22 protein-coding genes and 1 pseudogene are annotated in these 19,822 nt (G+C 64.0%); 14 read left to right on the forward strand and 9 right to left on the reverse strand.

Translation table 11 applies throughout. From position 1 onward, the window contains the following. Positions 1–8: 8 nt before the first annotated feature. Genes RBB42_RS22980 through RBB42_RS23005 form a run of 6 tightly spaced genes read right to left on the reverse strand, consistent with a single transcriptional unit; the run spans position 9 to position 4,145 of the window. Positions 9–176 carry a hypothetical protein gene (locus RBB42_RS22980; RefSeq protein WP_305970556.1) on the reverse strand — a complete coding sequence of 56 codons (168 nt, stop codon included), beginning with the start codon at positions 174–176 and terminating at the stop codon, positions 9–11. Further along, a complete protein-coding gene (locus RBB42_RS22985) occupies positions 173–2,548 on the reverse strand; it encodes a VirB4 family type IV secretion/conjugal transfer ATPase (RefSeq protein WP_305970557.1) in 2,376 nt (791 codons plus the stop codon). The genes RBB42_RS22980 and RBB42_RS22985 overlap by 4 nt, the downstream gene beginning before the upstream one ends. Next, positions 2,538–2,816, reverse strand: coding sequence for a VirB3 family type IV secretion system protein (locus RBB42_RS22990; protein ID WP_305970558.1), 279 nt, complete (start codon positions 2,814–2,816; stop codon positions 2,538–2,540). Before RBB42_RS22990 ends, RBB42_RS22985 begins: the two co-directional genes overlap by 11 nt. A gap of 12 nt (positions 2,817–2,828) precedes the next feature. Next, on the reverse strand, positions 2,829–3,128 hold the full coding sequence (locus RBB42_RS22995; RefSeq protein ID WP_052244893.1) for a TrbC/VirB2 family protein: 300 nt from the start codon (positions 3,126–3,128) through the stop codon (positions 2,829–2,831). Then, on the reverse strand, positions 3,125–3,745 hold the full coding sequence (locus RBB42_RS23000; RefSeq protein WP_305970559.1) for a lytic transglycosylase domain-containing protein: 621 nt from the start codon (positions 3,743–3,745) through the stop codon (positions 3,125–3,127). Before RBB42_RS23000 ends, RBB42_RS22995 begins: the two co-directional genes overlap by 4 nt. A gap of 43 nt (positions 3,746–3,788) precedes the next feature. Beyond that, positions 3,789–4,145: a hypothetical protein gene (locus RBB42_RS23005; RefSeq protein ID WP_028288544.1), complete on the reverse strand. Its 357-nt coding sequence runs from the start codon at positions 4,143–4,145 to the stop codon at positions 3,789–3,791. Between the two features lie 224 nt (positions 4,146–4,369). On the opposite strand from RBB42_RS23005, the gene RBB42_RS23010 reads away from it, so the two are divergent. The 5 genes from RBB42_RS23010 to RBB42_RS23030 all read left to right on the forward strand — a co-directional run bounded on the left by RBB42_RS23010 (position 4,370) and on the right by RBB42_RS23030 (position 9,273). Then, positions 4,370–4,609 (forward strand): hypothetical protein, encoded by a 240-nt coding sequence (locus RBB42_RS23010; RefSeq protein ID WP_305970576.1) that lies wholly within the window; start codon positions 4,370–4,372, stop codon positions 4,607–4,609. Between the two features lie 535 nt (positions 4,610–5,144). Then, positions 5,145–5,414: a hypothetical protein gene (locus RBB42_RS23015; RefSeq protein ID WP_306043385.1), complete on the forward strand. Its 270-nt coding sequence runs from the start codon at positions 5,145–5,147 to the stop codon at positions 5,412–5,414. 131 nt (positions 5,415–5,545) lie between these two features. After that, a complete protein-coding gene (locus RBB42_RS23020) occupies positions 5,546–6,232 on the forward strand; it encodes a hypothetical protein (protein WP_305970560.1) in 687 nt (228 codons plus the stop codon). 432 nt (positions 6,233–6,664) lie between these two features. After that, positions 6,665–8,332: an RcgA family putative transporter gene (locus RBB42_RS23025; protein WP_305970561.1), complete on the forward strand. Its 1,668-nt coding sequence runs from the start codon at positions 6,665–6,667 to the stop codon at positions 8,330–8,332. Next, a complete protein-coding gene (locus RBB42_RS23030; protein WP_043146640.1) occupies positions 8,332–9,273 on the forward strand; it encodes an alpha/beta hydrolase in 942 nt (313 codons plus the stop codon). Before RBB42_RS23025 ends, RBB42_RS23030 begins: the two co-directional genes overlap by 1 nt. A 705-nt stretch (positions 9,274–9,978) precedes the next feature. Here RBB42_RS23030 and RBB42_RS23040 read toward each other — a convergent pair. Both RBB42_RS23040 and RBB42_RS23045 read right to left on the reverse strand, forming a co-directional pair. Further along, on the reverse strand, positions 9,979–11,178 hold the full coding sequence (locus RBB42_RS23040) for an NnrS family protein (protein WP_305970563.1): 1,200 nt from the start codon (positions 11,176–11,178) through the stop codon (positions 9,979–9,981). A gap of 79 nt (positions 11,179–11,257) precedes the next feature. Further along, on the reverse strand, positions 11,258–11,695 hold the full coding sequence (locus RBB42_RS23045) for a pseudoazurin (protein WP_305970564.1): 438 nt from the start codon (positions 11,693–11,695) through the stop codon (positions 11,258–11,260). A 101-nt stretch (positions 11,696–11,796) separates the two neighbouring features. Here RBB42_RS23045 and RBB42_RS23050 point away from each other — a divergent pair, with 101 nt between their 5' ends. After that, the gene (locus RBB42_RS23050) at positions 11,797–12,486 is read left to right on the forward strand and encodes a Crp/Fnr family transcriptional regulator (protein ID WP_305970565.1); all 690 of its coding nucleotides are present in this window, start codon (positions 11,797–11,799) and stop codon (positions 12,484–12,486) included. On the opposite strand, the gene RBB42_RS23055 is transcribed toward RBB42_RS23050, so the two are convergent. After that, complete coding sequence (locus RBB42_RS23055; protein WP_043146644.1) at positions 12,446–12,703, reverse strand: DUF1858 domain-containing protein; 258 nt, start codon at positions 12,701–12,703, stop codon at positions 12,446–12,448. The genes RBB42_RS23050 and RBB42_RS23055 overlap by 41 nt on opposite strands. Positions 12,704–12,828: 125 nt before the next feature. Between RBB42_RS23055 and RBB42_RS23060 the strand changes: the two genes are divergently transcribed. From RBB42_RS23060 to hemN, 8 genes and pseudogenes are all read left to right on the forward strand, one after another. Next, positions 12,829–13,281, forward strand: a complete 453-nt coding sequence (locus tag RBB42_RS23060; protein ID WP_305970566.1) for a c-type cytochrome — start codon at positions 12,829–12,831, stop codon at positions 13,279–13,281. A 12-nt stretch (positions 13,282–13,293) separates the two neighbouring features. Continuing rightward, positions 13,294–14,640 carry a cbb3-type cytochrome c oxidase subunit I gene (locus RBB42_RS23065; protein ID WP_305970567.1) on the forward strand — a complete coding sequence of 449 codons (1,347 nt, stop codon included), beginning with the start codon at positions 13,294–13,296 and terminating at the stop codon, positions 14,638–14,640. Positions 14,641–14,643: 3 nt separating this feature from the next. Beyond that, entirely contained in the window at positions 14,644–15,438 is a 795-nt protein-coding gene (locus tag RBB42_RS23070; protein ID WP_305970568.1) for a CbbQ/NirQ/NorQ/GpvN family protein, read from the forward strand. Positions 15,439–15,443: 5 nt separating this feature from the next. Next, a complete protein-coding gene (locus RBB42_RS23075; RefSeq protein WP_305970569.1) occupies positions 15,444–17,321 on the forward strand; it encodes a nitric oxide reductase activation protein NorD in 1,878 nt (625 codons plus the stop codon). A gap of 1 nt (position 17,322) precedes the next feature. Further along, positions 17,323–17,496, forward strand: coding sequence for a hypothetical protein (locus RBB42_RS23080; protein ID WP_190285507.1), 174 nt, complete (start codon positions 17,323–17,325; stop codon positions 17,494–17,496). Beyond that, entirely contained in the window at positions 17,493–17,711 is a 219-nt protein-coding gene (locus RBB42_RS23085; protein ID WP_306043843.1) for an NnrT protein, read from the forward strand. The genes RBB42_RS23080 and RBB42_RS23085 overlap by 4 nt, the downstream gene beginning before the upstream one ends. After that, the gene (locus RBB42_RS23090) at positions 17,708–18,394 is read left to right on the forward strand and encodes an NnrU family protein (protein WP_305970571.1); all 687 of its coding nucleotides are present in this window, start codon (positions 17,708–17,710) and stop codon (positions 18,392–18,394) included. Before RBB42_RS23085 ends, RBB42_RS23090 begins: the two co-directional genes overlap by 4 nt. Positions 18,395–18,445: 51 nt before the next feature. Beyond that, positions 18,446–19,801, forward strand: a pseudogene (gene hemN, locus RBB42_RS23095) (oxygen-independent coproporphyrinogen III oxidase). The last annotated feature ends 21 nt before the right edge of the window (positions 19,802–19,822 follow it).

Raw genomic sequence — 19,822 nt, forward strand, 5'->3', positions numbered from 1 at the left:
GAGCGGGCCTAGTTATCAACGCCGTCCTCCGGGGCTTGGAGGGGTGTGAAGATGCATTCCGGCTCGGTCTGGCCGTGGGAGGCGCGGAAGGCGAAGCAGTTGGCTTCCGGTTCCCGATACTGCGCGCAAGACGCCAGGGCACAGAGCATTGCGAAGAGAAGAGCGATGCGGATCATGAAACCCTCCAGAAATCCAAGCGGCCGCGGTAATCTTCCCCGACGAGGGCCTCGCCCTTCTCCATGCCGCCGAGGACGGTGAGACAGGCGCCGAGCGCCGAGAGGTCGACATCGACCACCACCGAGCCGCTGTCGTCGCGGATGAGCGCGAGACGGCTGTCGCTGCCGGTGTTCAGGAGCACGTCGAGCTCCTTCTCGTAGAGGTTCAGCATCGCGTAGTCGGACGCATGGGCGCGGATGTTCGGGAGCAGGATCTGCGTCGGCACCGCCTCGACGATGGTCTTGCCGGTCCGCGTGCGCTCGAGCTGGCTCGCGTACTGCGTCATCATCACCGCGACCGTGTTCTGTTTCCGGGCGGTCACAAGCCAGTTTGACAGCCGTTCTGCGAAATATGGGTTGTCGAGCGCCTTCCAGGCCTCGTCGATGACGATGATCGTCGGCCGCCGATCCTCGATCTCACGCTCGATCCGGCGGAAGAGATAGGAGAGGACCGCCATGCGTTCCCTCTCGCTCTCGCTGTCGAGAATGCCGGTCAGGTCGAAACCCACGACGTCGCCCTCGAGCGAGAAGGTGTCCTCAAGGCTCTGGCCGAAAATCCAGCCGTAGCGGCCGTCCTCCGTCCATTCGAGGAGGCGCTGGTGCAGGTCGCCATTGTCATCGGTGGAGACGAAGAGCGACGCGAAATCCCGCCAGTTCCGCAAGGCCGGATCCGTCGCGGTGGCGTTCTGGCGGACCACCTCCTGGATGCGATTGCTCTGGGTGGGGGTCAGTGGCTTGTCGGCGCGGTGGAGGAGCGAGCCCAGCCAATCCGAGAGCCAGGCCGTTCCGCGGGCGTCGATCTCGGTCCAGAGCGGGTTGAGGCCCGTCGCCTGGCCGGCCTTGATCGAGGTGTAACGACCGCCATTGGCGCGCACGGCCATCTCCATGCCGAGCCGGTAGTCGAAGACGAAGACGCGCGCCCCGACCCGGCGGGCCTGCGTCATCAGGAAGGCGGAGAGGACCGATTTGCCCGAGCCGGGACGCCCGAGAATGAGGGTGTGCCCGCTGGTGGGCTCTTTCTCGGGGCTGCCCTGCTCGTGGTAGGAGAACCGGTAGGCGCTCTGCTCCGGCGTCGGGAAGAGCGTGATCTCCTGGCCCCAGGGCAGCTGGTGTTTCTCTTTCCCGAGCGGTGTGCGATGCAGCGCCGCGAAATCCGCGAAGTTGCGGTTGGTGACGGCACTGGCGCGGACGCGCTTCGGCTGATTGCCCGGGTGCTGGCTGAAATAATGCGACTTCGCCGCCATCCGCTCGCCGATCATCTTCACGCCCTCGGCCGCGGCGGCATTCACGATCTCGGCGCCGAGGGTCTGCAGCTCGTCGAGACTGCCCGAGAAGACGGTCACGACCATGTGGTGCTCGCCGAAGCTTTGGCGTTTGGCCTCGAGATCGTCATGGGCGATGTCGAGCGCCTCGAGGAGCGAGAGCGCGGCATCCTGGGAGGCCTGCATCTGGCGCTTCTGGCGTTTGATCCGGCCCGCCATCAGGTTCGAATTGATCGGCGTGAAGGAATGCGTGACGATCATGTCGACCGGCAGGTTCAGCATGTCGAACATGGTGCAGGTGGTAGCCTCAGAGTATTCAGCGATGGTGAAGCTCTTGCCGAAGCGGTGACCGACCACGCCGTCTGAGAGCTCGAAATGGTCTTCGCGAAAGGTCACGCGGGTGTTGGCGACGTTGGCGGCGAGAAAGCCGTAACGGTTTGCCGGGTAGAGCGGCAGTTCGCGGCCCGTGTTAAGCGCGCCCAGGAAGCCGACGAGTTCGCCTGAGGCGGCAGAGAGCAGACGGGGATTGAGTTCGGCGAAACCGGAGGTGAAAACTCTGACCGCGTCCTTGAGGCACCGGACCCTCTTGGCCGTCTCTTCCTTGAACCGCTCCGGCGCGCTTCGGTTCACGAAGCCGAGGAAACTCTTCGGCGGCGGGCGGTGAATGATGGTGAGCGTCAGGGTCTTGTCGCGAAGACCGGCCGATCCCAGCCTCAGACGCCAAGCCTCATCCACTGCCGCTGCAAAACCGTCCCCCCGGACCGGGAGCAGATCCGGCGTGATCGACTTCGAGACCTTGTGCACATAGTAGCTGAACTCGGGGCCCAGCTGCGCGATGATCCGGGCGAAAAGCGCGGTCACCTTGTCGAGATAGGCATCGTCCGTGGTGTAGCTGTTCACGCCGCCGAGGCGGACACACTGGAAGAGCTCGTTGACCCGTGTCCGGACCGTATGGTCATCGACGAGGCTGACATAGGGCAGCATATGTGCGAGGCGTTTTTCGCGGGCGTACCAGTCTGGCAGAAGGGTGCGCTCATCATAGGTCTCGTCCAGGGCTTGATTATGGCGCATAGCTGTCGCCCCCGTGGATGGCGCGGTTCCGCGTCGGCGGGGTTTCCTGGAGCGCCGTCATCATCACGTCGATGAAACGCGGATCCCAGTCCGCCGCTTTCCAAAGCACGGGATAAAGCACTGTCGCCACGCCCAGCACCACCATGTGCTGCACCCAGACGAAGAGCAGCACCGAGCCGAAGAGCCAGACCATGGCGTACATGATCGGCAGCCCAAGGAGCTTCGGCGGACGGACAAGTCCCAGGAAGAGGGGGGATTGCTCTGCCACGTTGTCGACTCCTTACGGTGAACCACCACCAAACACAGCGGCAACGATCGTCGGTGCTGCGGCCACGCCTGCGATGCCCACCAGCACCCAGAGTGCCTGGCGCAGATCGATGATGTTCATGAACCAGCTGATGAAGACCCCGAGGACGGCAAGGGTGGCGAGAACGACGCCCAGTGGACCGGTCAGGGCATCCACGATCCCCTGCAGGAGGCTCTGGATCGGGGAGAGGTCGATGCTTTGCGCGAGTGCCGGCTCGGCGATGGCCACGATAAACGTGGCGGACAGAGCAATGGTTGCGACAGGGTTTTTCATGAAGTCTCTCCTTCCAGCCGATTGAATACGGCCAGCACCCGCTGGATGTGGGAATGGGTTTCTTGAAAGCGGGGAATGCCGCGATGTTCGCGCACGGCGTCGGGACCGGCATTGTAGGCGGCGAGCGCGAGGCGCACGTCACCGAACTCCGCCAGCATCTGGGCGAGGTACCGAGCCGATCCGTCGAGGTTCTGCCGCCAGTCATGGGGATCGACCCCGAGCGCGCGGGCGGTGCCCGGCATGAGCTGCCCGAGCCCGATCGCCCCGGCATGGGAGACGGCGTTCGGGTCATATGCGCTCTCGATCTCGATATTGGCCCGATAGAGATTCAGCCAGTCCGTGACGGTGATGTCCGCCGCGCGAAGACCAGAGTGGCTGGCATAGCGCAGACCGGTGTCCTGGATCGCCGCGAGGATGTCCGGGCGAGGCGCGGGGGTATTCGGCGCGATTGCCGCGATCCGCAACTCATCGTTCTCGGCAGCATCCTTGTCCTTACCAAAGATGCGCAGCCCGTCTGAAGCAGATCCTTGCCCGATGCCGTCATTGTAGTTGCGGGCAAAACTGGATTGCGCGCGTGACGGGGAGAGCGATCCGTCGCGCCCCATCACCAGTACCATTTCAGCCGAAGCCGGAACGCTCAGGATGGCGAGAAGAAGGACGCTAACCCCGGCTGGCGGCGATCTCCTCGCCGGACAGCTTCTGGACCGTCCGCTTGCCTTCCTCGAGAGGGATGTCGGCATGGGAGAAGCCGATGCCCTGCAGGAAGGAGATGACGCCGGTGACGGTCCTGATCTCGCGGATCTTGATGTCGTTGCGCGAGGTCCGGGTCCGGGCGGTGACCAGGAGTTTTTCGACACCTTCGTCGCTGACAGCCCGCAGAATCCAGACCCCGTGCCAGTTGGGGCCCTTCTTGAAGGCGTCCTCCTTGCAGACAACTTCGACGCGATAGCCGCTGGCGACCAGATCGCGGAATCTGGGTTCGGTGACCACATTTGGCGCTTCTTTTTCTAGATCCATCACCCGGGCTTGGTCTCCAATAAGGCGAGTGCCCGGGCATCTCAAGTTGCCACCCAGACATACGATGATATAGTTTTGAGGCGCAAGATGTAATATCGTGCCGCCAAGCGGATTATCGCTCATGAAACGGATAGACCGGAGACATGATGTCGATCAAGGGATTTAAGCGTTTACGGCGCCAATGGTTGCGCCGCGTCCATGGTACGGTTGTTATAGCTTTGCTTATGGTATCCGTAGGCGGCGCCGTCGCCGAATCCTGTGTTACGCCGCAGCGGCCTTTCGTCCCGAGCGACCCGAAGGCCAGGCGGGACTACGCTGACATTATCCGTCGGGACTTTGAACTCTACATCAGGGATATCCAGAACTACTTCCGCTGCCTCGACGAGGAGCGCGCCCGGGCGTTTGAGGAAGCGCAAGAGGTCAGCGCGGAATATGGAAGGTTCCTCGGCTTGGTCGGGAATTAGCTCGGGTCTGCATTCGCGCTGCTGAATTGGCAACGCAGCTCGAACCCTGGACGCCTCGAATGGCGGGGTAGCAGCGGCAGGGTGCTCAGTCAACTTTCGCCTCCCTTGGCAACGTCACTGTTACATCCTCTGTCCTGCCTCGGGTGCGCTTGGTCGATGACGTAGTTCGATCAAGTTCACGCCATCAGTTTGCAGCAGGGAGAAAATTTCTTACACCTTTTCATTGCGTTAAGGCCGTTCCTTTCGTTCTGTTTCGCCATGTTTCGTTTTTTGCCGTGATTTAGCTCTGATGCGGTGCGCAACTATGAGGAGAGTAAATCGACGGGGTCAGTACGCAGGCGCGTTTCCGTCGGCCAACGTGAGAAGGAGCTAAATCTTTGGAGCAACAAGACTGTACCGGTCTTCTGGGAACCGACTCAGCTGCGCGGAGGAAATTCCAAAATGCTTGGCCAAGGACGCCTGTGCGGACTGATCGCGGTGCCCCCAGATCATCGGGTCCGTTGTGAAAAATCGCGGGAACCTGAGGGCAGAAGCAGTGGCCATCGCGCGGCTACTCGGAGAAGATAAAATCTGCAACATTGGTTTGGTCTACCTCTGGAACACGGCCGAGCTGACGTTTCTCTGGAATGGCGCGCGTGACGCCGTCAAATTCATCGATCCCCCGTTAAGCCGAGCCGCTCTGGCGAAAGCCAAGTCTGTGACGCCTGTCGAAGTGATCGCATTCCTGGAGTCGCTGCCTGCCGTCGCGGGGAAGAGCCAAGATGAACGCGCACTGCTGTGCCCATCACGACCTTCAATCACATAGCAATGGTGACTGACATGTACATATGCTGTAAATTCAAGCGACGTGCGAATTCCTTTGGCCGTCCGACGATGCACCACTCCGCATCGCGTCTCGCTGCATGTGTTGCCTTGGCATTCGTGTCAATATTCGGCATGTCGGATCGGACGCAGGCCCAGACCTATCCGATCGACTGCGCGATCCTCCTGTGTCTTTCCGGTGGTTGGCCGGCGTCCGAGCCATGCGCGCGAGCTCGGGCCGAGTTTATACGCCGGATCACACCCCGTCCGGTTGAGCCGCCGCTTCAAATCTGGCGCTGCCCGATGGGCGCGTCCGACCGGGTGGATGACGGCGGAAACATGACGGAACGCCTATTTGACATCGTGTTCGACACTGGTCGCTCATTGCCGCAGTCGATTGAGGCAGGGGCGCCTTATCAACAGGACATGCGCGTATTTGCCTCGCTTCGAGGACATCGTGCTGCGGTACCGCCGTTGCTGGCGGCGCTCACCCTGCAACTGATCCGGAATCGAGCCGACATCGACATCAGTGGGCCCGAGTTCAATTTCGTGCGGTCCATACGCATCTTCGATGTGCGCTACGCTTGGCAACGCGAGTCCGACCGCAGCGGGGACTGCAGACGCCGTGCGTTCGTCATGCTCGGGACCTACGGAACACAAGGCGACTTTTCATGGCAGCCCTCGACGGTTGATGCCCTACCGGTTGCCCATGTTGGCCTCGAGCGATGGGGGGAGCATTGTCCGGACATCCACCATCGCTCGGTCTTCGTGGAATGGCGCGACTACGCAGGCCACTATGGCTTCGAGCAAGTGAACTACTGAGCTGCATGCGGCGAATGGCCGACGCCTGGGTGGCCGCCATTGATCTGGAAGACCCCGGTGACGACACTTCGATGTGCAACTTCAAAAGACCTGATCCTTGTCGTGTACTCTGTTGTGCATCACGACAGGCGATGCGATTCCACACCGGACGGCTTGAGGTTGTGGGACCGCAAACTTGTGCTCGCTTTCGCCTGCTGGTCGTGGGCCGAACCGTCGAGCGACTTCGAGTTCATCTCGAGGACACTCCGGGAAGAAGATGAGCGGAAACGCCGTGGCGATAGGTCTTCGCAATGCGCTTTTGCTCGGCTGATGCGCCGAGGTCGAGAGACAGTCACGAGTAATCCGAGTTCCGTTTGCTCGATACGTGAAGATGGAGACATACTCCTTATGGTTGTGTTATGCTGGTGGGCACCCGGCGCGGCGAAGATTCCTGTGGCAGGAAGCTTGATAAAAAACGGAAAATATTATCTCCCTCCGAATGGGGGAGGAGGCGACTTCAAGGCGCTGTTCAACCGTCTGGCGTCTGCCGGTGCCGGCCGTCGTGTTGACGAGAATGGTTTTCCGCAAGGTCCCTGGACCCCCGATCTTCTTGCGGATGCCATTTCAAGGATCGAAGCCAACGGGTCCGGGATCGAGCTTCGGACCGTTCAGCTCTGGTTTCAGGACAACGACAAGGGCATCAGTTCGGACAATATCCGGTGGCTGGCAAGGATTTTCGGATGCGACGATCCGGATGCCGCGAGCGCGTGGCAGATAGAACTGATCGCGGCAAACAAGCGGCTGGCAGCGAAGAGAAGAGGTCTCCAATCCGCCGAGACGTATGGCGCGGGAGCATCCGTATTTGTTTCTCGAGGACCTCGAGCAGCGGAACCCGCAACTCCGGCGCAAGAAACGACGGCGAAGGCGCCGACAAGTGGCTTCAATTTGGCCAGACGGACAGAGGCCATGTTCGACGGGCGGAACACGCTGAATCTGCCGATCGTCATATGGGCAGGCAGCGCCTTGCTTGCCATCCTGGCTTATGCCGTAGGTACTCACAGCATCACCTTTAGCCCGGTCCCGGGCTTGGACAAGCAAGTCGGGCTCCTGTGGGCGCCAAGCTGGACCGTAGACAGAATCGTGTTCGTCGCGCTGTTTCTGTTCATCGTGTCAGAGACGCTGCATTCCTGGAAGACCGAGTGGCGGGCCAAGTTTTCCGACGACGGTGGAGAGCAAAGCCGGGATGCCTCTTGGCTTCGAAGAATGGACGATGCCGCTCCGATGTGCTGGCTCATTCTCGGAGCCTGCCTGCTGGTGGTCTTCCTGGGGCAGTGGCTGGGCGTCTATTGGCTCGTTTTGGCAAAAGGCGTCACCGGAAACGCAATGATTGACTGGATTCTTGTGGCGATCGAACGGCCGGACGTCGTTACGGTGTCAGAGGCCGTTATCGTATCGGGTTTGGCTAACCTGTATTCTTGCTTTGTCTATTGGGCCTTCTTCTCGGGGCTTGTCTTGCTACACGCCATGGCGGGAGCTTTTCAGTATGCTGCCGGCTCTTGCGACGCTGACCGCGCGGCCCTGCAAGTCACGAACATGTTCGATATTGGAGGAAAATTGATGGGAGCGATCTTCTGTTGCACGGTCTTTGGGATTTTGTCCGCATCCAGCATCAAGCTGAACGCGGTCTACCTGATATCCGATGGCGAGAACATTCTTGCCTGGTTGCTGGGCGATGCATTGGCGGCCCTGGGCGCAACCCATAACGAATGGGGGTGGCTTGAGAGGACCGCCTGGCCTTACGTGACAAGTTTCTTTGTGATCTTCGTAACCTGCTTTGTCTTTTTCGCCTGTCAGGCCCGGATCCGTTCGGGCTTGAAGAAGGTCAATTCACTGGCGGGCAATATCGAACCAGGCGAAAGATCAAGGGCTGAAGGCCTGATGAAGCAAGCGCAGGTTTCCTGGCAAAAGATGAGCGGGGTCGTTGGGCTGCTCACTGTCAATTTTGCCTTGCTGGGAACGTTCACAGGGTTTTCGATGCTTCTGCTTCTCAGCATCTCGGTGGGAGTCGCCAGCTGCATCTGGTGGGCTGGCAGTGCTGAAACCAGAGTGGGTGAGATCTGATGGAGCGAGCGCCACTTCATACTGAACTGGCAAGGGTTCCGGACGGAGGGGCCGCATATTGGGTTTGCGCCGAAGATGGGGTGCGTCTTCGCGTCGGGGTTTGGGGCGGAGGACCTGAATGTACAGGGACCGTCTTCCTCTTTCCTGGGCGCACGCAGTACATGGAACTTCACGGCCCGACGATTGAGAGCTTGCGTCGCTTTGGGTACGGAACCCTTGTGCTGGATTGGCGCGGTCATGGGCTTTCCGACAGGGTCACCGTAGACAGCAACACAATACATGTGGGTCGCTTCTCCGATTATCAGCAGGACGTCGCCGCCCTAGTCAGGATGGCAAAGACCCTAGAGGTGCCCAGACCATGGTTCCTGGTCGGGACTTCAATGGGCGGCTGCGTCGGCTTGCGTGCCTTGGCCGAGGGTCTTTCAGTGGCTGCGTGCGCTTTCACCGGTCCGATGTGGGGCATCAAGCTGAAGCATGTCGAACGGATTGCGGCCTGGGCGCTTTCCTGCGGCGCTCAGGCGAGCGGTAGAGGTCACGTCTATTGTCCGGGCCACGACGGCAAGAATTATGCCCTCGCCAACCCGTTTGCTGGTAATAGGATTACCAACGACGCGGACATGTATCAGTTCTGGCGAGATCAGGCTCAAGCGCATCCGGAGCTACAGATGGGGGGATCCAGCATGGGGTGGCTCTATCAGGGACTGCTCGAGTGCCGGCGCCTCTCAAAAATTCCCGCTCCCGATACACCCTGCATCACCTTTTGTGGCGACGAGGATACTATGGTCGACCTAGGGGCGATTCAGCACCGTATGGAGCGCTGGCCAAACGGTCAGTTTGAGCTGATTCAAAACGCCAAACACGAACTGCTTCTGGAGGCTCCAAGAATCCGCCAGCGCTTACTGACCAAGATTTCTGCTGTTTTTGCGCGGTCTGGCTTCTGAGATATTGCACCTTGGTGGGCGACAGCCATCTTGAGCAGCGCCGTCAGGCACGTTGGCGGCGGCGCGGTTCCTTTCACGGAGGATTGCGGCATGGCGATGCGATTACAACCTCCACCGCCCCACACGAGCCTCGACGGGTTCACACTACGGGAGTATCGCCAACGGCCAGAAGAGGACCAAACCCAGATCAGAGCTAACCAATACACGCGTTCTCCAAGGGGAGCGGGTCATCCTTTATCGGCTTGCGGTCGGTTCAGTGGTTAAGTTCTGACAAGGTGAGGCAAGGGATTGGCGTGGCGAGGAATTGTCGGGCGCTGATCTCGTGCCTGTTTCATGCCCGGCCAGTAGGCAAGGAAACCCGGTCGACAGCGTCGATCTCAAGTTCCACAAGGGCATAGGTCCATCGGCATTTCTCTTGTGTGGCGGTCATGTCCCGAGAGGTGGTGTAGCTCACCGTGGGTCTCACGCTTTCAAGCGATTCGTCGCATGATTTTGATGTCGGACGATCGGTCTACCAACCGGCTCGGCCCCGGGAGACGTCGGCTCGCTTGTCTTCCGGCCAAGCCGCGGATGATTGCCGCTGCGGCTGGTTGTCGGGCCAATGGGCAACATAATCTAGATTATACGCCTTACCTGACTCGCTGGGGTCTATTCGAAACTGGGTTGCGACAGGTCCTCTGTCGTGCTGCAAGGCAGGGATCCAAGTTACCTGGAAGCCGCACGCCGTGGCGCCTTGCGCCCGGCCTTGGGCCGGACGAGCCAAGGGCCGATCCGCACAACCAGCAGCGCGAAGGCGCCGGTCCAGAGCAAGGCAGCCAGGTCTATGCCGTCGAATGCCCCGCACTGCACAGCCTGGCCCGCGACGCGCGCCGCCGTCGCCGCGACGATCAGGACGAAAGCCGCGGACAGCAGCCGGCCGGCCATCAGCGGACGGCCCGTATGCCCCATCGTCGCGCGCATCATGACCGCCACGGTCATGCCGCCGACGGCCCCGATGCCCAGCACGTGCGACCCGCTTGCCGGCGCGGCGAGGCCGAGAGCGGCCAGAGCCACGGCAGCGAACCCCAGCGGCACCATCAGGTAGGCGACATGCAGCATCAGCAGCAGCGGCGAACGCCAGGTCGCCGCGCCGCGCCAGCGGGCCAGGCGGACGAGTTGCACGAGGGCGGCGGCGAGGCCGAGCACGGCACAGATCACGGTGTCGGGGGCGACCACCCAGGCGGCCAGGGCCGCCGCGCCCACGGCCAGCGACAGCGCATCGACGCGGGTGAAACCCGCGGGCAAGCGCGTCTCGCCACGCTGGACCAGCCAGTTGCGGGTAAAGCTCGGGACGATTCGCCCGCCGATCAGCATGACGAGGAAGATCAGCAGCGCGATGCCCAACCGGCGGCCGTGATCCGCCGTTCCCTGTGCCGCCGCCTCGGCGTGGAACAGGATGTTCGCCAGCCAGAGCAGCGTCACAGGGACCAGCACCTTGAGGTTGCGCCAGTTCCGGCCGGCGACGATTTCCCGCGCGATCATCGCGGCCACGGCCAGAAGGAACAGCTGGTCGATCAGCGCCACCGCGACGGGCCCCAGACCCGTCAGCCCCGCCACGGCCACGCGTCCCGCCAACCAGAAACAGAGCAGAAACGCCAGCGGCGCCCCCCGTGTCGGCAGGCGGCCGGTCCAGTTCGGCACCGCGGTAAAGAGAAACCCCGCCACGACGGCGGCGCCATAGCCGAAGATCATCTCGTGAATGTGCCAGTCCGTCGGGGTGAAAGGGCCGGCCAGCGCCAGATCGCCGCGCCAGATCAGCCACCAAGGGGGAATGGCCAGCATCGCGAAGAGCGCAGCCGACAGGAAGAACGGTCTGAAGCCGTAGGAAAAGAGCGCCGAGCCCTTGTATGTCTCGCGGGGGGTCATCGTGAACTCCGGTCCGGAGGGCAGTCGGGCGGCGCCTTCGGCACCGCCCGGGTCAATCGCATGACGAATTGTCGGGGCGTCACTCGACCTGCTCGATCAGGTCGGCCATGCGGCTCGTGGCCTTGCCCTTGTGCTTGACTGCGGCCGCCTCGTCGAGGTTCACCGGGTCGCCCACGTCGATCACGGCCACCATGCCCATGGCATAGTGCGGGGTGCATTTGACGCCATAGACGCCTTCCGCCTCGACGGTCAGCTCGAACGGCTCGTTGAAGCCGGTCTTGAAGGCCGAAACCCCCTCGGGCAGCATGCCGGCGATACTTTCGACGTTGTGGCCCTTGTCGGTCGGCAGGAACCGGATCACGTCGCCGGGCTCGGCCTCGACGTAGGCGGGTTCGAACACCATTACGCCGGCCTCGCCCTTGTTGAGCATTTTGACCTCGTGCACTGCGCCTTCGCTGGCGAACGCCGCACCGGCGGCAAGGGCGACGGCGGCAGACATCATCATCGTCTTGAACATCGGAACTTCCTTTCTTCGTATCCGGTTGTTTCGTCTGCCCCCGATGTGCAGTAATTGGGCGATCCGAACGTTGCTCTGAAACAAACTCCCGGTCCGAAGCCTTGCCCAAGCTCGACGAAAGCCTGCTGACCGGCCTGCCGCCGTTTTCCCAGCTGAACCGCGCCCAAATCCGCGAAATCCTCGATCAGGCCGGGTCGCGCCGATACGAGGAAGGCACCGCGATTTTCCGCGAGGGTCATGACGCCGAAAGCTTCTTCCTGCTGCTGGACGGCTACCTGCGGGTAGTCCGCACGACTCCGGGCGGCGACCAGATCATCGTCCTGCACATCTCTCCGGGGCAGCTCTTCGGCATCGCGCCGGCGCTGCAGCGCGACACCTACCCCGCTACCGCCATCGCGGCCGCGGAATCGATCGCCCTGTCCTGGTCCGCACGTGTCTGGTCCGATTTCACGGCGCGTTATCCCGGCTTTGCCACCGAGAGTTACAAGACCCTCGGCCAGCGGCTGGGCCAGATCCAGGAGACCCTGACCGAAATGGCGACGCAGGCCGTGGAAAAGAGGGTCGCCTGCGCGGTCCTGCGCATGGCCAACCAGAGCGGCCGCAAGACACCGAACGGCATCGAGATCGCCTTTCCGGTCACGCGGCAGAACGTCTCGGACATGACAGGCACGACGCTGCACACTGTAAGCCGCCTGCTGTCGGCCTGGCAAAGGGACGGGATCGTGGAATCGACGCGCAAGCACATCGTCGTCACCGATCCGCATGCCCTCGTCCTGCTGAGCGAGCAGTAGCGGTCTCCCTGCCCTCCATCCTGCGCTTCACCTCCGCGCGGAACGCATCCTCGTCCAGGCCGTATTCGAGGCAGGCGTCGGTGATGGCGTGAAACGGGGCGATGGGGCAGCCCGGGCACAGCATCCTGCGATCCAGAAACGCGCCCGCGGCCTCGGGCCACTCGGCAAAGAGATCTGACAGGGGCAGATCCGGGTCATCGAAATCGGGGCGTCGCATGGGCGTTCCTTTCATAGCCGCATGCTGCACTCATGTTTCGCCGCCTTCTTTGCGTTTCCGCAACAAGAGCCGCGGAGGCACCCGGTAGACAACGGTCATCCGAAACAAATCGTCGGGACCGCGACATGTCAGAACTACTTACAAAATCGCGGGCCAGGAACGTGTTCTACGGAGGATCCCTGTTCTTCGTCGTCGTGTTCGTGGCCCTGACCGCAGACAGTCACCGCCAGATCGTCAAGACCGCCACCGCGGGAATGCCGCTGACCGAGGAAGTTGTCCTCGGCAAGCACGTCTGGGAACGCAACTCCTGCATCAACTGCCACACGCTGCACGGCGAAGGCGCCTATTTCGCCCCCGAGGTCGGCAACGTCATGACCCGCTGGGGCGTTCAGGACGATCCCGAGCTCGCCTACGAGATGCTGAACGGCTGGATGCAGGCGCAGCCCTCGGGAATCGAGGGCCGCCGCCAGATGCCGCATTTCGAGATCACCGAGGAAGAGATGCGGGCGCTGTCCGAATTCCTCCGCTGGGCGGATCAGACCGACACCCAGAACTGGCCGCCGAACGACGCGGGATAAGGGAGAAAACAGATGAAATACCAATCTCAACAGGTGGCCTACGCCTATTTCATTGCGGCGATGGCGCTGTTCGGCATCCAGGTACTGGGCGGGCTGTTGCTGGGCTGGATCTACGTCTCGCCCAACACTCTCAGCGAAGTGCTGCCCTTCAACATCGTGCGCATGATCCACACCAACGCGCTGATCGTCTGGCTGCTGCTGGGGTTCTTCGGGGCGGCCTACTACCTGGTGCCCGAGGAATCCGAACGCGAGATCTTCTCGGTCAGGCTTGCCTATATCCAACTCGCGATCCTCGTGGTCGGAACGCTGGGTGCGGTCGGGTCCTACCTCGTGGGCATCCACGGCGGGCGCGAGTTCCTCGAACAACCCCTGTGGGTCAAGTTCGGCATCCTCGTCGCGGCGGTGATCTTCCTCGTGAACATCTCGCTGACCTTCCTCGCGGGGCGCAAGACGGCGATCACCAACATCCTGCTGATGGGCCTGTGGCTGCTCTGCCTGCTGTGGGTCTTTGCCTTCATCAACCCCGACAACCTCAGCCTGGACAAAATGTACTGGTGGATGGTCGTGCACCTCTGGGTCGAGGCGACCTGGGAGCTGGTCATGGCCGCGATCCTGGGCTTCCTGATGCTAAAACTGACCGGCGTCGACCGCGAGGTGATCGAGAAATGGCTCTATGTCATCGTCGCCACCGCGCTGTTCTCGGGCATCCTCGGGACCGGGCACCACTTCTACTGGATCGGCACGCCGGGCTACTGGCAGTGGATCGGCTCGATCTTCTCGACCTTCGAGGTGGTCCCCTTCTTCGCGATGATGAGCTTTGCCTTCGTCATGGTCTGGAAGGGCCGCAAGAACCACCCGAACAAGGCCGCGCTGCTGTGGTCGCTGGGGTCCTCCACCGTCGCCTTCTTCGGCGCGGGCGTCTGGGGTTTCCTGCACACGCTGCACGGGGTGAACTTCTACACCCACGGCACGCAGATCACCGCCGCGCACGGGCACCTCGCCTTCTACGGCGCCTATGTCGCGCTGAACCTGGCGATGTTCACCTATGCGATGCCGATCCTGCGCAACCGGGAACCCTACAACCAGGTGCTTAACATGGCGTCCTTCTGGCTGATGACCGGCGGCATGGCCTTCATGACCTTCACGCTGACCTTTGCCGGCACCATCCAGACGCACATGCAGCGCATCGTGGGCGACTACTACATGGACGTGCAGGATCAGTTGGGCCTGTTCTACCTGATGCGCTTCGGCTCGGGCGTGGCCGTGGTCTTGGGAGCCCTGCTCTTCATCTACACCATGCTCGTGGTGCGCCGCCGCGAAGTTGTCAAACCCGGCCCCGTGGCCGTACCGGGAGAGTGAGCCATGAAAGATCTGCAAACCTCCGACCTGCCGTTCTACCGGCCCGTCGCCGACGAATGCGACGTGTTCGAGACGGCCCATGCCAACGGTCTGCCCCTTCTTCTGAAGGGGCCCACCGGCTGCGGCAAGACGCGCTTTGTCGAGCACATGGCGGCCCGGCTCGGTCTGCCGCTCCACACCGTCGCCTGCCATGACGACCTCAGCGCCGCCGACCTGATCGGGCGCTACCTGCTGAAGGGCGGCGAAACCGTCTGGGTCGACGGGCCGCTGACCCGCGCGGTGCGCGAGGGCGGCATCTGCTACCTCGACGAGGTGGTCGAGGCCCGCAAGGACGTCACTGTCGTGCTGCACCCGCTGACCGACGACCGCCGCCGGCTGGTCATGGACCGCACGGGCGAGGAACTGGAGGCGCCAAAGCCCTTCATGCTGGTGGCCAGCTACAACCCCGGCTACCAGAACATCCTGAAAAAGCTCAAACCGTCCACCCGGCAGCGTTTCATCTCCATCGGGTTCGACTTTCCGGCGCCGGAGGTCGAAACCCCCGTCGTCATGCGCGAAAGCGGCCTGGACGAGGCGCGCGCCACGGCGCTGGTGCGGCTGGCGGGCAAGATCCGCGCGCTGTCCGGCATGGACCTCGAAGAAGGCGTCTCGACCCGCCTGCTGATCTACGCCGCGACGATGATCGCGCGCGGCATGGCGGTGGATCGTGCCATCGAGGCCGCGATCATCGAACCGCTGAGCGACGAACCGGACGTGCAGCAGGCGCTGCGCGACCTCGCCGCCGTGATCTACGGGTGATGCCGATGCTGCATGTCCTTGACCTGATGGAGCCCGAGGAAACCGTCGGCAACCTCTGGCACGACATGGCCTCGCGCTGGGGCGTGGTCGATGCGGACGCGGCGCGGGCCGTCACGTTCGGGGAGATGCGGCCCTCGGTGGCGGCGCTCTTCCGGGCGTTCGGCGGCGCGGCGGGGGTGGAGATCGCCCCCGCCCCGCTCACCACCTCGGATCACCGGCCCGACCGGATCCGCCGCATCGGCACGCCGCGGGAAAAGCTGCACCTGGCGGATTTCGACGGCGACCGCCTGCGCCTGCCGCCGCAGATCGACGTCTTTCCGACGCGCGAGATGAACCGCGCCTGTTATCTCTGGCTGACCGCGCTGGCCGCCTTTGTCGAGATCCCGCCCGCCGAGGCCGATCCGCTGGCCGCCGACCGCGCCGAGATCGCGGCGCTGGCCCTGGCCTCGGACCGCGCCTATGCCGCCTGCCCGGGCCTGCGGGCGGCCCATGCGCACTTCTGCGCCCATATCGTCACCAACCGCCACCGCACCGGCCTGCCACGCTGCGAGGCCGGCGTGGAACGGCTGCTGCTGGATCAGCTCTGCGGCCATGATCCGCACGAGGAATGCCTGTTCTGCCCCGCGCCGCGCGGCTATCGCAGCTTTGCCCCCCTGTCGATCTGGCCGCGCCTGCGGTCCGGCAGGACCGGCAGGACCGCCGCGGCGGAAGAGGCCGAGGCCCCTGCCCCGGCGATGGCCCTGCCGAACCGCAAGGACGCCCGGCGCGAGGAGCGCGACCAGGCCAACCGCCGCGACAGTTTCATCGTGCACCGGTTCGAGTCGATCATGTCCTGGGCCGAGAGCCTGAACATCAACCGCATGGTGGACGACGACGACCAGGACAACGCCGCCAAGGCCGCCGAGGACCAGGACCACCTGACCCTGTCGCAGAACGTGAAACGCGCCGCCACGCGCCTGCGGCTGTCGCTGGACCTGTCGCCGCAGGACGCCGACCACGAACGCCTGGCCGGCATCCATACCTATCCCGAGTGGAACCGCCGCGCGGGCGACTACATGCCCGGCCACACCCGCGTGCTGGAGGCCGAGGCGACGCCGCGTGCCGACTATGCGCCCGATCCGCGCCTTGTCGCGCGGGTGCGGCGGCAGTTCGCCCCGCTGCATCCGCGCCGCGTGATCCTGCCCCGCCAGATCGACGGCGAGGACCTGGATCTTGACGCCGTCGTAACCTCGCGCACCGACATCGCCTGCGGCCACGAGGGCAGCGACCGCGTCTGGCAATCGGGCCGCCCGATGGCCCGCGACCTGAGCGTCGCCATACTGATGGACTGTTCCCGCTCGACCGAGGCCGCGCTTGGCGAGACCTCGGTCATCGAGGTCGCCCGCGAGGCGCTGGCCGCGCTGGCCGAGGGCATCGATACGGCGGGCGACCGGCTGGGCATCTGGGGGTTTTCCTCGCTGCGCCGCGACCGCGTCTTTCTGCACCGCGCCAAGACCTTCGCCGAACCAATGAGCCGCACGGTCACGACTCGCATCGGCGGCTTCCGTCCGGGCCACTACACGCGGCTCGGCGCCGCCATCCGCCACACCTCGGCGCAACTGGCCGAGGAAGGCGCGACACGCCGGCTGATGCTGGTGCTGACCGACGGCAAGCCCAACGACCTCGACCATTACGAGGGACAACACGGGATCGAGGACAGCCGCATGGCCGTCCGCGAGGCCCGCGCACTGGGACAGGCGGTGCACGGCGTCATCGTGGACGCCGACGGGCAGGACTGGTTCGCCCGGATCTTCGGGCGCGCCGGGTTCACCCTGCTGCCCGATGCCGCCCGCCTGCCGCGCGCCCTGCCCGAGATCTACCAGACACTGACCATGGAGAGCTGACATGAAACGCCTTCTGACAATCGCCCTCACCGCCCCTGCCCCGGCCTTCGCCGCCGGCTTCGACCGGCCCGTGCCGCAGCCGCAGACCGATGTCGCCGAGTTCTGGTTCCTCGTGGGCTCCATCGCGCTGATACTGGCCCTCGCGGCGGTGCAATGGCTGGTCGCACGTCGATGAAACCCAGTTGGAAGCTGCTGGTCGGGCTCTACCCGTTCGGCGCGGGCGCGATGGGGGTCAACCTGTTCTTCGCCTCGCTGATCGGCTCGTGGCTGGGCTGGCCCGTGCTGACGCCCTGGCAATCCGCCGCCGGCGGGCTGGTGATCGGGCTGCCGGCGACCTATGCCTTTGCCTGCCACATCGTGCGACTGATGAAACAGGCGGAGGACCCATGACTGGCTGGACGGAATACGCGCTGGCGCTGGCCCTGTTCGTGGCCAGCCACTTCGTGCCCCGCCTCGGCGGGTTGCGCGAGACGCTGATCGGCGCCGTCGGCCGGCGGGCGTATTTCAGCCTCTACGGGCTGCTCTCGCTCGCCCTGCTGGCCTGGATGATCCTGGCCGCCGGACGCGCGCCTTACGTCGAGCTCTGGCCGCAGCTGCCCTGGACACGCTGGGTGCCGAACCTGGCCATGCCGCTCGCCATGGTCCTGCTGACCTGCGGCACCGGTCTGCGACAGCCCTTCACCCTCGGCGGACGCAAGGCATTCGACCCGGCCCGACCCGGTTTCGCCGCCGTCTCGCGCCACCCGCTGTTCCTTGCGCTGGCCCTCTGGGCCGGGGCGCACCTGGCGCCCAACGGCGACCTGGCCCACGTGATCCTCTTCGGCAGCTTCACGGTCATGGCGCTGGTGGCGATCCCCGCCTTTGACGCGAGAGCCCGCCGGGTGCTCGGCCCCGAGGCGGCGGCGTTTTTCCGCACCACCCGCGTTCTGTCGCTCGCGCCGCTGTCTGACCCTGCGTGGCGGCGCGCGAACGCCGCCGGGCTGGTCCTGCGCTGTGCCATCGGGCTGCTGCTGTGGCTCGCGCTTTTGTACCTGCACACACTCGTCATCGGTGTTGCGCCCTTTCCGGCCTGAAGCTTGATCCCGCACAAAGTCGGCGCGCCGCGAAAGGCGCATATCGGGGGCATGAAACAGATCGACCGCCTCAGATCCTTCGGCCTCTTCGACGCCAGGGTGCCCCTCTACACCTCATACCCCACCGCGCTAGTCTTCTCGCCGGAGGCGGGCGCCACCGACTAGGCCCGTGCGCTCGCCGCTCTGGACCCCGGTGAACCCGTCTCGGTCTACCTGCACATCCCGTTCTGCGAACGCCTGTGCTGGTTCTGCGCCTGCCGCAAGCAGGGCACCAAGACCCTGTCGCCGGTCGAGAGCTATCTCGGCACGCTGGAATGGGAACTCGCCCTGCTAAAGGACGTGCTGCCAGAGGGTCTGCGCATGGGCCGCATGCACTGGGGCGGCGGCACACCGACAATCCTCGCCCCCGCGATGATCCACTGCCTCGCGCAGGCGGTGAAGGCAGTGTTTCCGCCCACCGATGACTGGGAGTTCTCGGTCGAGATCGACCCGACGATGGTGGACCGCGCCAAGATCGACGCGCTGGCCGCCGAGGGCATTAATCGCTCCAGCATCGGCATCCAGGATTTCGACCCGCTGGTGCAGAAATCCATCGGGCGACTGCAACCCTTCGACATCACCCGCGCCTGCGTCGACGACCTGCGCGCGGCGGGAGTCCGCTCGCTGAACACGGAACTTGTCTACGGCCTGCCGCATCAGACCGCCGCGCGCCTGCAGGACACGGTCGACAGGGTGCTGGACCTCGACCCGGACCGGGTGGCGCTGTTCGGCTATGCTCACGTGCCCTGGGTGTCGAAACGGCAAAAGCTGATCCCCGAGGAGGCCCTGCCCGCCGAAGAGGCCCGTCACGACCTTGCCACGCTTGCCGCCGCGCGGTTCACCGCGGCGGGTCTGACCCCCATCGGCATCGACCATTTCGCCCGTTCGAGCGACGGGCTGGAACGCGCCGCCGCCACCGGGCACCTGCGCCGCAACTTCCAGGGCTATGTCGATGACAGCTGTGCCACGCTGATCGGGCTGGGCGCCTCGTCGATCTCGCGCCTGCCGACCGGCTATGTCCAGAACGCCCCCGCCACCGCGGCCTATGTCCAGCGGATCAAGGCCGGGCAGCTGGCCGGCGCGCGCGGGCACATGATGACCGAGGACGACCTGCTGCGCGCCCGCGCCATCGAGATGCTGATGTGCGACTTCCGCCTAGACCGGGCCGGGTTGTGCGACAGGTTCGGTCCGCTGGCTGGTCAACTGGACGCCGAGATCGCGCTGGTGGCGGACCGCTTCGGCAATTTCGTGACCGTGACCGATGAGGCGCTGGAGATCGCCCCCGCGGGCCGTCCCCTGACCCGCATCATCGCCAGCGCCTTCGATGCGCATGTCCCCGACGGCATGCGCTACAGCCAGGCCTCGTAGGACCGTGGGGGGGGATCACTC

The organism is Mameliella sp. MMSF_3455 (assembly GCF_030733205.1).
In the GTDB taxonomy this organism is placed as follows: domain Bacteria; phylum Pseudomonadota; class Alphaproteobacteria; order Rhodobacterales; family Rhodobacteraceae; genus Antarctobacter.